General features: G+C 57.6%; 14 protein-coding genes. 6 read left to right on the top strand and 8 right to left on the bottom strand.

The annotated features are described in order from the left end of the window. Nucleotides 1-12: 12 nt before the first annotated feature. Nucleotides 13-2328 (bottom strand): DNA translocase FtsK, encoded by a 2316-nt coding sequence (locus Q0Y02_RS01860; protein WP_297763582.1) that lies wholly within the window; start codon nucleotides 2326-2328, stop codon nucleotides 13-15. A 315-nt stretch (nucleotides 2329-2643) separates the two neighbouring features. Here Q0Y02_RS01860 and trxB point away from each other — a divergent pair, with 315 nt between their 5' ends. The 4 genes from trxB (at nucleotide 2644) to infA (ending at nucleotide 5514) form a co-directional block, all read left to right on the top strand. Then, nucleotides 2644-3591: a thioredoxin-disulfide reductase gene (gene trxB / locus Q0Y02_RS01855; protein ID WP_297763579.1), complete on the top strand. Its 948-nt coding sequence runs from the start codon at nucleotides 2644-2646 to the stop codon at nucleotides 3589-3591. A 3-nt stretch (nucleotides 3592-3594) separates the two neighbouring features. Next, the gene (aat, locus tag Q0Y02_RS01850; RefSeq protein ID WP_297763576.1) at nucleotides 3595-4317 is read left to right on the top strand and encodes a leucyl/phenylalanyl-tRNA--protein transferase; all 723 of its coding nucleotides are present in this window, start codon (nucleotides 3595-3597) and stop codon (nucleotides 4315-4317) included. A 131-nt stretch (nucleotides 4318-4448) separates the two neighbouring features. Continuing rightward, on the top strand, nucleotides 4449-5162 hold the full coding sequence (locus Q0Y02_RS01845; protein ID WP_297763573.1) for an arginyltransferase: 714 nt from the start codon (nucleotides 4449-4451) through the stop codon (nucleotides 5160-5162). Between the two features lie 133 nt (nucleotides 5163-5295). After that, nucleotides 5296-5514 (top strand): translation initiation factor IF-1, encoded by a 219-nt coding sequence (infA, locus tag Q0Y02_RS01840; protein WP_008929746.1) that lies wholly within the window; start codon nucleotides 5296-5298, stop codon nucleotides 5512-5514. Nucleotides 5515-5647: 133 nt separating this feature from the next. On the opposite strand, the gene clpA is transcribed toward infA, so the two are convergent. Both clpA and clpS read right to left on the bottom strand, forming a co-directional pair. Then, entirely contained in the window at nucleotides 5648-7912 is a 2265-nt protein-coding gene (gene clpA, locus Q0Y02_RS01835; RefSeq protein ID WP_297763565.1) for an ATP-dependent Clp protease ATP-binding subunit ClpA, read from the bottom strand. A 47-nt stretch (nucleotides 7913-7959) separates the two neighbouring features. Further along, complete coding sequence (gene clpS, locus Q0Y02_RS01830; protein WP_297763562.1) at nucleotides 7960-8316, bottom strand: ATP-dependent Clp protease adapter ClpS; 357 nt, start codon at nucleotides 8314-8316, stop codon at nucleotides 7960-7962. Nucleotides 8317-8571: 255 nt separating this feature from the next. Between clpS and Q0Y02_RS01825 the strand changes: the two genes are divergently transcribed. Further along, on the top strand, nucleotides 8572-8835 hold the full coding sequence (locus Q0Y02_RS01825; protein WP_297763559.1) for a cold-shock protein: 264 nt from the start codon (nucleotides 8572-8574) through the stop codon (nucleotides 8833-8835). A gap of 27 nt (nucleotides 8836-8862) precedes the next feature. On the opposite strand, the gene icd is transcribed toward Q0Y02_RS01825, so the two are convergent. Continuing rightward, entirely contained in the window at nucleotides 8863-10125 is a 1263-nt protein-coding gene (gene icd, locus Q0Y02_RS01820) for an NADP-dependent isocitrate dehydrogenase (RefSeq protein ID WP_297763556.1), read from the bottom strand. 301 nt (nucleotides 10126-10426) lie between these two features. Beyond that, nucleotides 10427-12649: an NADP-dependent isocitrate dehydrogenase gene (locus Q0Y02_RS01815; protein WP_297763554.1), complete on the bottom strand. Its 2223-nt coding sequence runs from the start codon at nucleotides 12647-12649 to the stop codon at nucleotides 10427-10429. A gap of 218 nt (nucleotides 12650-12867) precedes the next feature. Here Q0Y02_RS01815 and Q0Y02_RS01810 point away from each other — a divergent pair, with 218 nt between their 5' ends. After that, a complete protein-coding gene (locus Q0Y02_RS01810; protein WP_297763551.1) occupies nucleotides 12868-13491 on the top strand; it encodes a pseudouridine synthase in 624 nt (207 codons plus the stop codon). On the opposite strand, the gene Q0Y02_RS01805 is transcribed toward Q0Y02_RS01810, so the two are convergent. From Q0Y02_RS01805 to moaC, 3 genes are read right to left on the bottom strand one after another with little or no spacing between them, the layout of a single operon-like run. Then, on the bottom strand, nucleotides 13394-13867 hold the full coding sequence (locus Q0Y02_RS01805) for a molybdenum cofactor biosynthesis protein MoaE (RefSeq protein WP_035244508.1): 474 nt from the start codon (nucleotides 13865-13867) through the stop codon (nucleotides 13394-13396). The two genes, Q0Y02_RS01810 and Q0Y02_RS01805, sit on opposite strands and share 98 nt — an antisense overlap. Next, complete coding sequence (gene moaD, locus Q0Y02_RS01800) at nucleotides 13864-14118, bottom strand: molybdopterin converting factor subunit 1 (RefSeq protein WP_297763547.1); 255 nt, start codon at nucleotides 14116-14118, stop codon at nucleotides 13864-13866. Before moaD ends, Q0Y02_RS01805 begins: the two co-directional genes overlap by 4 nt. After that, nucleotides 14118-14618, bottom strand: coding sequence for a cyclic pyranopterin monophosphate synthase MoaC (gene moaC, locus Q0Y02_RS01795; protein WP_297763544.1), 501 nt, complete (start codon nucleotides 14616-14618; stop codon nucleotides 14118-14120). Before moaC ends, moaD begins: the two co-directional genes overlap by 1 nt. Nucleotides 14619-14682: the final 64 nt, after the last annotated feature.

Raw genomic sequence — 14682 nt, 5'->3', positions numbered from 1 at the left:
TTTCCGGCCTGATTACACCGGCGGTGGCGCCAGCACTTCTCGCTGGCCGTTATTTCCCGCCTCGCTGACAACCCCGGCCATTTCCATGGCTTCCACCAGACGGGCGGCGCGGTTGTAGCCGATTTTCAGTTTCCGCTGCACGGAGGAAATGGAGGCCCGGCGCGACTGGGTCACGTAAGCCACCGCCTCATCGTAAAGCGGGTCGTTTTCGTCATCGCCCCCGCCACCGGCACTTTCCATACCGGGCATGGGTGCATTGAGGTCGCTGCCGCCATCGAGAATTTCTTCCAGATAGTTGGGCTCTCCGCGCTTGCGCCAGTCGTCACAAACCCGGTGCACCTCCTCATCTGAGACAAAGGCGCCGTGAACACGTTCCGGAACACTTTTGCCGCCGGGCAAATAAAGCATGTCCCCGTGGCCGAGCAGTTGCTCCGCCCCGCCTTGGTCCAGCACCGTGCGCGAATCGATCTTGGAGGATACCTGGAAGCCGATCCGGGACGGCACGTTGGCCTTAATCAGGCCGGTAATCACGTCCACGGACGGGCGCTGGGTGGCCAGAATCAGGTGGATGCCGGCGGCCCGGGCCTTCTGGGCGATACGGGCGATCAGCTCTTCCACCTTCTTGCCGACGATCATCATCATGTCGGCAAATTCGTCGATCACAATAACGATGTAAGGCAGATGTTCCGCCAGCGGCGCCTCTTCCTCCAGATTCATGGGGTCGTCGGGCTTCCACATGGGGTCCTTGAGAGGCTGACCCGCTTTCTTGGCATCCGCGACTTTGCGGTTATAGCCGGAAAGGTTACGCACGCCCATGGACGCCATCAGCCGGTAACGGCGCTCCATTTCACCAACGCCCCAGCGCAGAGCGCCGGCGGCTTCTTTCATGTCTGTAACCACCGGGGTCAGCAGATGAGGAATGCCGTCGTAGACAGCCAGTTCCAGCATCTTGGGATCAATCAGGATCAGCCGCACATCTTCCGGGTTGGATTTGAACAGCATGGACAGCAGCATGGCGTTCACGCCCACGGACTTACCGGAGCCGGTGGTACCTGCCACCAACAGGTGGGGCATCTTGGCCAGGTCGGCCATCACCGGGTTGCCGGCGATGTCCTTGCCCAGAGCCATAGTCAGCGGCGACGGCGACTGGTCAAACATCTGGGTGCCGACCACTTCGGTAAAGCGGATCATTTCCCGCTGCTCGTTGGGAATTTCGATACCCACGGTGGTCTTGCCGGGAATCACCTCGACCACACGCACGCTGATCACCGCCAGGGAACGAGCCAGATCCTTGGCGAGATTGGTGATCCGGGACACCTTGATGCCCGGTGCAGGCTGAATTTCGAAACGGGTAATGACCGGGCCGGGCTGTACCGCTACTACCTCGGCCTCGATATTGAAGTCCTTGAGCTTGATTTCCAGCAGGCGGGACATACCTTCCAGGGCTTCCTCGGAGAAACCGCCCTTGGCCTCCTCTACCGGGTCAAGCAACACCAGTGGCGGTAATTCACCGCTCACTTCCGTGGTAAACAGTTTCTGCTGCTTCTCTTTGTGGACTCGTGCGCTTTTCTCCACCGGTTTGGCCGGCTTGGCTATCTTCGGCGGTGTGCGGGTCTCCGCCTTCTTCTTGGCTTCGCTGATCACCTTGGCGCGCTTTTCATGGGCCTGTTTCTTCTGCTGCGCTTCCTCACGCCGTTTGCGGCGCGCCTGCCACCAGGCGGGGATTTTCTCGAAGGCACCGAGCACCATGGCCCCCAGGCCCTCAGCCAGGGCAATCCAGGACAGATCGGTAAAGATGGTGACCCCGATCAGAAACAGGGCAACCATGATCAGGCTGCCGCCCAGAGGATTGAAACCATTCAGCGCGGCGGCGCCGACTTCGTGGCCGAGAATTCCGCCTGCCCCTTCCGGGAGTGCATCCCCAACGGTGAAGTGCATGTAAGAAAGCGCGGTGCCGGCCAGCATGGTCAACACGAAGCCGACCAGGCGCAGGCTGAATAGTGGCCAGCTGCCAGGCAAACCGGCGTGACGTTCACGCAGCACCTTGGTGGCCCAGAAGCCCACCAGCACCGGAAACAGGTACGCCATATAGCCAAACAGGCCCAGCAACAGATCGGCGCTGAATGCGCCGGCACGGCCAGCGGCATTGCGCACGGCGTCCACATTGCCCACGTAGGACCAACCCGGATCCCGGCTGTCGAAGCTGATCAACGCCAGCAGCAGATACAGGCACAGGGCAATCAGGGCGATCACCATGCCCTCGATCAAGCCGCGCTTGAGATGGCGGGAAAACCCGGACTGTCCTTGCCCGGCAACCGTTTTACTCACGCCTTACCCCTTGAATTCATAAAGTTAAGCTTAAGGAAGTGCCGATAACGAATTGAAATTATTGCGATTGTAGTCAATCCCGCTGGGAGCGGCCAGCTTTGTCGCCCCGCCACTGGCGGGCCGGCGGGGATTATCGCATAAATCCTCTCGACTGCCTGCCCGAGCGGGGTGCAGTTGGCTTATCCTATGACACTTATAGGCTTCACGAACCCCCTGTTTTACGGTAGTTTTCACACGCCTTGAATGCGCAGGGCCGCGCCCCCATTTGTTTGGGAGCCATCAGTACCTGACCTTACCTATCAACTGGAGTTCTCAATGAGCGACGTGCAGCACCATCGCCTGATTATCCTCGGTTCCGGCCCTGCGGGTTACACCGCCGCCGTTTACGCCGCCCGTGCCAACCTCAAGCCGGTGGTAATTACCGGGATTCAGCCGGGTGGGCAGCTCACCACCACCACCGAGGTGGATAACTGGCCCGGTGACGTTGAAGGGTTGCAGGGTCCCGACCTGATGGTGCGCATGCAGCAGCATGCCGAGCGCTTTGATACAGAAATGGTGTACGACCACATCAACGAAGTGGATGTTCGCAATCGCCCCTTTACCCTCAAGGGTGACAGCGGCACCTACACCTGTGATGCCTTGATCATCGCTACAGGCGCCACCGCCATGTATCTGGGTCTGGAGTCCGAGGAAGCCTTTATGGGCCGCGGCGTTTCCGCCTGCGCCACCTGTGATGGTTTCTTTTACAAGAACCAGCGCGTGGCCGTTATCGGCGGCGGCAACACCGCTGTCGAGGAAGCACTGTATCTGTCGCACATCGCTGAACACGTGACCCTGGTACACCGCCGCGACAGCCTGCGTGCGGAGAAAATCCTCCAGGACAAGCTGCTCGCCAAGGACAACATCAGCGTTGAGTGGGACCACACCCTCGAAGAGGTGCTGGGCGATGATAGCGGCGTTACCGGCATGCGCATCCAGTCCACCAAGGGCGAAGGCAGTAAGGATATTGAACTGCAGGGCGTGTTTATTGCCATCGGCCACAAACCGAACACCGACATCTTCCAGGGCCAGCTGGACATGAATGACGGCTACATCAAGATCCACAGCGGTATCGAAGGCAATGCTACTGCGACCACCGTTGAGGGCGTCTTTGCCGCCGGCGATGTGGCGGATCACGTCTACCGTCAGGCGGTGACTTCCGCCGGTGCCGGCTGCATGGCGGCTCTGGATGCGGAGAAGTATCTGGACAGCCTGAACCACTAAGGCATGGTGCCGTGGCTGGAACCGGGAACGGCGTTCCCGGATACCCGCACCGCCCTGAGCGACCCGGAGGGCCTGTTGGCCGCCGGGGCCGACTTGAGCCCGGAGACCCTGCTCCGGGCTTATTCGTTGGGCATCTTTCCCTGGTATGACGCGGACTACCAGCCAATCCTGTGGTGGTCCCCTGCCCCGCGCTGTGTCATCCATGCGCACAAGATTCATATCAGCCGCAGTCTGACCCGCCACCTGCGCCGTAGCGATTTCACCGTCACCCTTGATCGGGCTTTCGAATCTGTGATGCGCCTGTGTGCCGCTCCCCGCGCTGATGGCACGGGCACCTGGATCAGTGAAGAGATGATCGCGGCCTATGTGCGCCTGCACACTCTTGGCTACGCCCACAGCCTGGAAATCTGGCAGGACGGGCAGATTGCCGGTGCTGTCTACGGCATCAAGCTGGGAGGGCTGTTCTTTGGCGAATCCATGGTTTCCCCGCAGCCCAACGGTTCCAAGATGGCCTTCGCCGCCCTGCGCGCGCTGGCGCCCACTCTCGGCATCCAGCTTATCGATGCCCAGGTCGAGAACCCGCATCTGCTCACGCTGGGCGCCGAACTCATCAACCGCCCTACTTTCGAGGGATTGCTCAAAGCACTGATCCCAGACGCCCCAAGGGCCGAACGCTGGCCTGAAACCGAATGGAGCCGGTCCCTGGTCCTGACGACTGACGACTGACGACTGACGACTGACGCCAATGATGCGACACCAGAGACTCCATGCCAGCAGGCATCAACGCCTTTCGGTGATTTCTGCTTCCTGCCTCACGCATCTGGCGTCTGGCGTTATTTCTCCTCTACACTGAAGGCATGACTGATCTGTCCACGCTGCGCTTTTTCCGCACCCCGGCCCACAGCTGCAGTTACCTCGAGGACCGCCAGGCCTCTACGCTGTTTGTGGACCCACAGGCCAAACTGTCACCAGAGCTCTACAGTGAATTGAGCTTGCTGGGGTTTCGTCGTAGCGGTGATTATCTGTATCGCCCCCACTGCGAAGGCTGCAACGCCTGCATCCCGGCCCGGGTGAGGGTGGCGGATTTCCGTCCCCGTCGCCGCCACCGGCGGATCGAGAAGACCAATCAGGATCTCACCGTCCACCGGGAGCCGGCTCGCTACACCCGCGAGTTCTACAATCTCTACGCAGCCTACATAGATCAACGTCATGGTGACGGGGATATGTATCCCCCTTCAGAGGAGCAGTTCACCAACTTTCTGACCTGTGACTGGGCAGACACCCATTTCTACTGCTTCCGGCAGGGCGAAACCTTGCTAGCCGTGGCGGTCACCGACCAACTGGAAGACGGCCTTTCTGCGGTCTACACCTTCTTTGATCCGCAGCTCCCTGAGCGCAGCCTGGGAGTAATGGCGCTGCTCTGGCAGATCCGCCACTGCCAGCACCTGGAACTTCCCTACCTGTATCTGGGCTACTGGATTCATCAATGCCAAAAGATGGAATACAAGAGCCAGTACCGCCCCCTGGAAATTCTCCGCAGTGGTGCCTGGAAAGAGTTCGACCCGGACTGAATCGCTTCTCCAGGCCCCCTGCAATGAGCCGAATAACCCGCTTTTTAACCGCTTCCCAACTTCTTTTGCAGCCAGCCGTCTTTTCCGGCACAATTGCGCCCGCTAATAGCCGGTAACCCAAGGTATTCGTTGGATGGCGAAAGAAGAGCAGATTGAACTAGAAGGTGTCATCGTTGAAACCCTGCCAAACACGATGTTTCGTGTGAAGCTGGACAACGGTCATGTTATTACCGCCCATATCTCCGGGAAGATGCGTAAATTCTATATCCGCATTCTCACCGGCGACCGGGTCAAGGTGGAAATGTCCCCCTATGACCTGAGCAAGGGCCGTATTACGTTCCGCATGAAATAAGTGAAAGGCAGTTAACAGTTAATAAGTAACAGTTAACAGCTAAAAAAATACCCCCGTCTTTTCACAGAGCCGGGGGTATTTTTGTTTTTTCTTAGCTATTAACTATTCACTGTTAACTTTTCACTGCTTCTCTTTATGCTGGCTCCGGTTCCGCCGCCTTTACGGTGAGCGACAGCTGGCCATCCTTCTCGGTCACATCGACCTGCCCACCGTTCTCGGACAATTCGCCGAACAGCAATTTTTCCGCCAGCGGCTTCTTGAGCTGCTCCTGGATCAGGCGTGCCATGGGGCGGGCACCCATATCCTTGTCGTAGCCCTTGTCTGCCAGCCAGGTTCGGGCGGCCTTGTCCACGTTGAGCACCACACCCTTCTCGTCCAGCTGCGCCTGCAGTTCCACCAGGAATTTGTCCACCACACCGAGAATAACCTCGCTGGTGAGCGGCAGAAACTGGATGGTGCCATCCAGGCGATTGCGGAATTCGGGCGTGAATACCTTCTTCAGCACCTCCATACCGTCCGTGCTGTTGTCCTGCTCGGTAAAGCCGATAGAACGCTTGTTGAGGACCTCTGCGCCGGCGTTGGTGGTCATGATCAAAATCACATTACGGAAGTCCGCCTTGCGACCGTTGTTATCGGTCAGGGTGGCGTTATCCATCACCTGCAACAGGATATTGAACACCTCAGGGTGGGCCTTCTCGATTTCGTCCAGCAACAGCACACAGTGCGGCGTCTTGGTCACTGCTTCAGTCAACAGCCCGCCCTGGTCGTAACCCACATACCCTGGCGGCGCACCAATCAACCGGCTCACGGTGTGACGCTCCATGTACTCGGACATGTCAAACCGCACCAGTTCGACACCGAGAGCCCGGGCAAGCTGACGGCTAACTTCGGTCTTGCCGACGCCGGTGGGGCCGGCAAACATGAAGCTACCAATGGGCTTGTGCTCACCCTTGAGGCCGGCACGGGACAACTTGATGGCTGCCGAGATGGTGTCGATGGCCTCTTCCTGGCCGAACACGGTCATCTTCAGGTCCCGCTCCAGGTTGCGCAGCAGCTCCTTGTCAGACGAGGACACCTGCTTGGGAGGAATGCGGGCAATCTTCGCCACCATGTCTTCCACATCGGATTCGTCGATGGTGTGCTTGCGCTGATCTTCCGGGCGCAGGCGCTGCCAGGCCCCTACCTCGTCGATTACGTCGATGGCCTTGTCAGGCAGGTAGCGATCATTGATATAACGGGCACTCAGTTCCGCCGCCGCTTTCAGGGCCGCATCGCTGTAGCTCACATCATGATGCTTCTCGAAACGACTTTTCAGCCCCTTGAGAATCCCCACGGTATCTTCCACGGAGGGCTCCACCACATCGATCTTCTGGAAGCGACGTGACAAGGCACGGTCCTTCTCGAACACGCCCCGGTATTCCTGGAAGGTGGTCGAGCCCATGCACTTGAGTTCACCGCTGGCCAGCATCGGTTTGAGCAGATTGGAGGCATCCATAACGCCACCGGAGGCCGCGCCCGCGCCAATGATGGTGTGAATCTCATCGATAAAGAGAATCGAGTTCGGGTCTTTCTTGAGCTCCGCCAGTACCGATTTCAGGCGCTTCTCGAAATCGCCCCGGTACTTGGTGCCAGCCAGCAATGCGCCCAGATCCAGCGAGTAGACGGTGGCATCCAGCAGCGGTGCCGGTACCTTCTCTTCCACGATCATGCGGGCCAGCCCTTCGGCGATGGCCGTTTTGCCGACACCGGGCTCGCCGACCAGCAGCGGGTTGTTCTTGCGGCGACGGCAGAGAATCTGCGCTGCCCGCTCAATCTCGAAAGCCCGACCCACCAGCGGATCAATGCGATCAGCGCGGGCCAGTTCATTCAGGTTGCTGGCGTAGTTTTCCAGGGCACTGGCTGGCGCGCTCTCACCGCCGTTCTCCATGTCCTGTTCCGCCTCCATGGACGGCTCCGCGTCCTGCACCTGGGAGATGCCGTGAGCAATGAAATTCACCACATCCAGGCGATGGATATCCTGACAGTTGAGGAAATACACTGCCTGGCTTTCCTGCTCATTGAAGATGGCCACCACCACATTGGCGCCGGTCACTTCTTTCTTGCCGGAAGATTGCACGCTGAACACCGCACGCTGCAGCACCCGCTGGAAGCCCAGGGTTGGCTGGGTATCGCGGTCCGGGTCGCTTTCCGGCAATAACGGCGTGGAATCCTCGATAAACTGGCTTAACGAATCGCGCAGTTCCTCCAGATCTGCGCTACAGGCACGCAGAACCTCGACGGCCGCCTCGTTATCCAGCAGCGCCAGCAGCAAATGCTCAACGGTCATGAATTCATGCCGGTGGCTACGTGCGTGGCGGAACGCTTCGTTGAGCGTCATTTCCAGTTCTTTGCTGAGCATAAGGCTACCTCACTGCAGTACCCGGACATTCAGCTGGGGGGCCTGAATCAGGCCTTCTCCACCTGACACATCAGCGGATGCTGATTTTCACGGGCATATTCCACCACCTGAGTGGCTTTCGTTTCGGCGATATCCTGGGGATACACCCCGCACACCGCCTTTCCTTCAGTATGGACCGTAAGCATCACACGGGTTGCCTGCTCGCGGCCCAGATTGAAGAAGTCTTCCAGTATCTCTACCACAAAATCCATGGGGGTGTAGTCATCATTGAGCATCAACACCTTGTACATGGAGGGGGGCTTCAACTTCGGCCTGGCCTCTTCCACCGCCAGATCACCATGGCGATCCGGGTCGGAAGGGGAATCTGCAGGCCCGTTACGGAGATCATCTTTTCCGTGAGCCATCACCGAGTGCCCTTGTTGTTGCCAGTTCATAATGCCTCAAAACCGTTGTAACCCTGCTGGCGTCAGCAGGCAATGAAGAAATGATGGGCGGTAACGGATTTTTCAATCCCTGCCCGTAAATATTTCACGGGCTTGACACCCTGCGACGCATGTTTAAAAGTTGCACGATAACTCCGGTTACCAGTTTACCGTAGCAGTCGGCCCGGGGATAACAACAAACAATGACAGCCATTGGATAGGCAAGAGGGAAGGACCATGGCAACGGGACGAGTAAAGTGGTTTAACAATGCCAAGGGGTACGGGTTTGTCAGGCCAGATGAAGGGGGAGAGGATCTGTTCGTCCACTACTCCTATATCCAGATGGAGGGCTACAAGAGCCTGAAGGCAGGCCAACCCGTGGAATACGAGGTTCAGCCGGCCAACAAGGGCTTTCATGCCGTCAATCTTCGTGCTGATGGGGAATACGTGGAAGCCGATAACGAAGAAGGCGCCGCTGAAAAACAGTCGACGCCTTCCTGATAGCACCATGAGTGGGTATCTGGCTGATCAGATACCCATATGCTCAATCACTGCATCACCGAATTCAGAGCACTTCAGCAACGTGGCATCCGGCATCAGCCTCTCGAAGTCGTAGGTCACGGTCTTGGCGGCAATGGCCCCTTCCACACCATTGATGATGAGGTCGGCGGCATCATTCCAACCCATGTGCCGCAGCATCATTTCCGCTGACAGGATCAGAGACCCGGGGTTCACCTTGTCCTGACCGGCGTACTTCGGTGCAGTACCGTGGGTCGCCTCGAACAGGGACACGGAGCCACCGATGTTGGCGCCCGGCGCGATGCCGATACCGCCCACTTCCGCTGCCAGGGCATCGGAGATGTAGTCCCCATTCAGGTTCAGGGTGGCAATCACGCTGTAGTCGGCTGGACGCATGAGGATCTGCTGGAGGAAAGCATCCGCAATCACATCCTTGATGATGATTTCCTTGCCGGTACGCGGGTTCTTCATGGTCATCCAGGGGCCGCCATCCAGCAATTCAGCGCCGAAACGGTCGCCGGCAAGCTGATACCCCCAGTCTTTAAAGGCCCCCTCGGTGTACTTCATGATGTTGCCTTTGTGCACCAGGGTGACAGAATCCTTGTCGTTATCGATGGCGTACTGGATCGCCTTGCGAACCAGTCGCTGCGTCCCTTCACGGGACACCGGCTTGATGCCGATACCGCAGCCTTCCGGGAATCGAATCTGGGTCACGCCCATTTCCTCACGCAGAAAACGGATCAGTTTGGTCGCTTCCGGGCTGTCCGCCGCCCATTCGATACCCGCATAGATATCTTCGGAGTTCTCGCGGAAGATGATCATGTCGGTCAGTTCGGGGTGAACCACCGGGCTCGGAACCCCTTCAAAGTAGCGTACCGGGCGCATACAGGTGTAAAGATCGAGCTCCTGACGCAGGGCCACGTTCAAAGAGCGGATGCCACCACCTACCGGGGTGGTGAGCGGTCCCTTGATACCCACGGTGAATTCACGCAGCGCTTCCAGGGTCTCTTCAGGCAGCCAGACATCGGGCCCGTAGACGACGGTGGCCTTTTCCCCGGCATAGACTTCCATCCAGGTAATGCCACGCTTGGTTCCATAGGCTTTTTCAATTGCGGCATTCACCACGTTCATCATCACTGGTGAGATATCAACACCAATGCCGTCCCCTTCGATATAAGGAATAATCGGGTGGTTGGGGACATTCAGGGACAGGTCCGCATTGACTGTGATTTTGTCACCGTCTGCGGGGACCGTGATCTTTTGGTATCCCATCTACACTACTCCCTCTGAATAAAAGCGAATTAGGCGCCTGTCGGCGAGTATAGCACCGAGATGAAGCTCGCGGACATCAAGGGCAAAGCCGGGTTCACCGTGATTCTGCCCTCCTCTGCGGCTCCTCAGATCGTTCAAATCCTCTTCCACAGAAGCGAAATCACCGCAATGATGCTCAGAAGTGCCAGCATGCCCGGAGTGGGCAAACAGGGACAGGCTCAGCAATGCGGTTACCGCATAACGGGTACCGCCTGACAGAAAAAAACCGGCTTTCGCCGGCTTTTATCTTTGCATCTGACGCTTACAGTTTATCCATAATATTGTTGAAGGTGGCACTTGGCCGCATGGCAGCGGAGACCTTGCTGAAGTCGGGGTTATAGTAACCACCAATATCAATGGGAGAACCCTGCACCGCTATCATTTCCTTGACGATGTCATTTTCGTTTTCGGTGAGTGCAGAGGCAATCTCAGTGAATTTGTCTTTCAACTCAGCGTCATCATCCTGTGCAGCGAGTGCCTGGGCCCAGTACATGGCCACATAGAAATGACTGACCCGGTTATCGGGCTCACCCACCTTGCGTGACGGTGACTTGTTCTGCTCAAGATACTGCTCGTTGGCCTTATCCAGGGCTGCAGCAATGACGCTGGCCTTCTTGTTGCCATACTTTTCGCCAAGCTCTTCAATGGACACCGACAGGGCCAGAAATTCGCCCAGCGAATCCCAACGCAGGTGGTTTTCTTCCGTGAATTGCTGCACATGCTTCGGCGCAGAGCCGCCAGCACCGGTTTCATAGAGACCGCCGCCGGCCATCAAAGGCACAATGGAAAGCATCTTGGCGCTAGTACCGAGCTCCAGAATCGGGAACAGGTCCGTCAGATAATCACGCAACACATTACCTGTCACCGAAATGGTATCTTTGCCGCGGATCATGCGCTCCATGGTATAGCGAATCGCCTGAACCGGAGACATGATGCGAATATCAAGCCCTTCGGTATCATGATCCTTGAGGTATTCCCTGACCTTCTGGATAAGCTGCGCATCGTGCGCCCGCTCTTTATCCAGCCAGAAAATGGCAGGCGTACCGCTTTGCCGGGCTCGGTTTACTGCCAGCTTCACCCAATCACGGATAGGCAGGTCCTTCGCCTGGCACATGCGCCAGATATCGCCCTTCTCCACCTCGTGGGTCAGTAGCACTTGGCCATCTTCTCGGACGATACGCATGGTACCGTCCCCTTTTACTTCGAAGGTCTTGTCGTGAGAGCCATATTCCTCGGCTTTCTGCGCCATCAAACCCACATTAGGCACAGAACCACAGGTCACCGGGTCGAAGGCGCCATGGGTTTTGCAGAAATTGATGACTTCCTGATAGATGGTGGCATAGGTGCTTTCAGGAATAACGGCCTTGGTGTCTTTCAGCTTGCCGTCTGCGCCATACATTTTCCCGCCCTGGCGAATCATCGCCGGCATGGAGGCATCGACAATAACGTCAGATGGCACATGCAGGTTGGAAATGCCACGGTCTGAATCAACCATGGCCAGTTCAGGACGATGCAGGTAACAGGCCCGAATGGTGGATTCGATTTCCAGCCGCTGGGAAATCGGCAGTTCCTCGATCTTCTGGTAGATATGGCTCAAGCCGTTGTTCGGGTTGGCGCCGATCTGTTCCAGGGTTTCACCGTGCTGGTCAAACAGCTCTTTATAGAAACGACGAACCGCATAGCCGAACACAATGGGATGAGACACCTTCATCATGGTGGCTTTTACGTGCAGGGAGAAAAGTATGCCCGTGTTCTTGGCATCGTCGAGCTGCTCGTCAAAGAAATCACACAGCGCCTTTTTGCTCATGTACATGGCATCAATCACTTCGCCATCAAGAAGCGGTAATTCCGGCTTCATGACAGTGATGTTGCCATTGGCATCCTCAAACTCGATGCGTACGTTGCATGCCTTCTCAACCGTGGTAGAGGTCTCATGGGAAAAGAAGTCACCGCCACGCATATGGGCAACATGGGTACGGGATGCCTGGCTCCAGTAGCCCATACTATGAGGATTCTTGCGGGCGTAATTTTTTACCGCAATCGGGGCGCGACGGTCCGAGTTGCCTTCGCGAAGTACCGGGTTGACCGCTGAACCCAGAATCTTGGTGTAGCGGGCCTGGATCTCCTCTTCCTCTTCGCTGCGAGGCTCATCAGGATATTCAGGCACCTTGAACCCGTGTTCATTCAGCTCCGCGATAGCTTCCCTGAGCTGATGAATGGAGGCACTGATATTGGGGAGTTTGATGATGTTGGCTTCAGGATCTTGCGTCAAAGCACCGAGTTCAGAAAGAGCATCCTCCACCTTTTGCTCTTCTGACAGATAGTCAGGGAACGTAGCGAGAATGCGTGCAGCCAGTGAGATATCACTGCTTTCAACGTCTATGCCAGCGATCGACGTAAATTTTTCAATGATGGGTAAAAAGGAATAGGTCGCCAGCGCTGGCGCCTCATCAGTTATGGTATAGATAATTTTAGGGGTGGTCATAAAATTACAGGTCCCAATTGTATTGGCAGTGCTTCCCGCCCGATATGAGCCGGCTTTTGGCCGTCAGATCAGCGAGACCGAACAGGAGTGCTCCCTCCAGATAAACCGTATTCTGCATCAGCTGGCGAGTATAGCACCGACCGCCTACCCTTGTTAGCGTAGCCACCCGGTAACGCGACTCAAATCATCAATGACAGCCATCAGGAATGTCAGGCCATATGGCGCAACTGATTTTGCTCAACAAACCCTTTCAGGTCCTTTCCCAGTTCAGCGACGATCAGGGGCGCCGAACGTTGCGCGAGTTCGTGCCAGTACCCGGTGTGTACCCGGCCGGGCGGCTGGACTGGGATTCTGAAGGGCTGCTGTTGCTAACCGATGACGGTCCCCTGCAGGCACGCATCAGCCAGCCGCGCTTTCATCTGCCCAAGACCTATCTGGTGCAGGTGGAAGGTACGCCCGGGGAGCAGGAACTGCAAAAACTGCGCCAGGGGATCACTCTCAAGGACGGTCCCTGTCGGCCAGCCAAGGTGGAAGCCATCCCGGCACCCGATCTATGGCCGCGCCACCCCCCGGTCAGGACTCGTAAAACGGTAACGGATAGCTGGCTGAGACTCACCATAGACGAAGGTCGAAACCGGCAGGTACGACGCATGACGGCGGCCATTGGCTACCCCACCCTGCGCCTGGTTCGCTGGCAGATCGGCGACTGGGACTTGACCGGCCTGGCTCCCGGAAAATGGCACTCTACGGCAATTCATGCCCCGAAAGCCCCTGCAGCCAGGCGGCCGCGGCCTCGGCATCCCGCTCGCGGGCCTCGACCCAAAACCAGCGGCCGCCGATAAGCTCTTTCTTCCAGAACGGTGCCCGGGTTTTCAGCAAATCCATGATAAACGCACAGGCCTCGAAGGCGGCCTGTCTGTGAGCGGCACTTACCGCTACCTGAACGATGTCGTCACCAGGCGATATCGTGCCAACCCGGTGCACAACCCAGGCACCATTAAGGTGCCACTGCGTTGCGGCCTGCTCGACAATGGTGCTCAGCACCGACTCTGTCATCCCCGGATAATGCTCCAGATGGAGCGCTTCCACCCTGCCCTGCTCATCGCGCACCTGCCCGGCAAACTGCACCTGGGCACCGCTGAGACCGGCATCACCCAGCCATGCGGCCGGCTCGGTACTATCCAGTGGCCCATTACGAATCTCGATACGGGTTTTCATCCGCCGGTCACCGGAGGGAACAGGGCAACCACATCACCGTCGCAAATCGCCGCATCCTCGGTAGCCAGCACTTCATTCACTGCCACCATACGCCGCGGCGTGGCGGCCAGCGCCTGAGCGACTCGCGGGTCCTGTTCTGTCAGCCAGTCCGCCAGCTTCGCTACTGTATTAACCGTTTCCGGTGGCGATACCGTCATATTGTCGTTGCCGACCCGCTCGCGCAGGGCTGCAAAAAAACGCACTTCTATCATCACTCGTCGCCCAGTTCGCAATCCTCTCGCTGGTAATGGCCACTGCGACCACCGCTCTTCTCCAGCAAACAGATCTCTTCAATCACCATGCCACGATCCACCGCCTTGCACATGTCATAGAGTGTCAGTGCGGCCACCGAGGCCGCCGTAAGCGCCTCCATTTCCACACCAGTCACCCCCTTGAGCTTGCAGGTGGTGAGAATTTCCAAGCCATCTTGCCCCGCTTCTTCAATCGCAACCGTCACCTTGCTAAGCAACAGGGGGTGACACATGGGGATCAGATCCCAGGTTTTCTTGGCCGCCTGGATACCGGCGATACGCGCGGTGGCAATCACATCCCCCTTGGGATGCCGCTTATCGCGGATCATTGCCAGGGTTTGCGGCTGCATGCGAATGCGCGCCCGGGCGGTCGCCTCTCGCTGCGTTTGCGCCTTGTCGGTCACGTCCACCATCTGGGCGCGTCCCTGGTCATCCAGGTGGGTAAACCGGTCACCGGGCATTGATCACTCCTGTTGTCTGTGGCGCTGCTGCGCTACCATTCCCGCCTTTATTGTCCGTCTGGAT

The organism is uncultured Alcanivorax sp., from assembly GCF_947258575.1.
Lineage (GTDB): Bacteria > Pseudomonadota > Gammaproteobacteria > Pseudomonadales > Alcanivoracaceae > Alcanivorax.
Note: the sequence above shows the minus strand (reverse complement) of the source record. Positions and strands in the feature narration are given on the sequence as shown.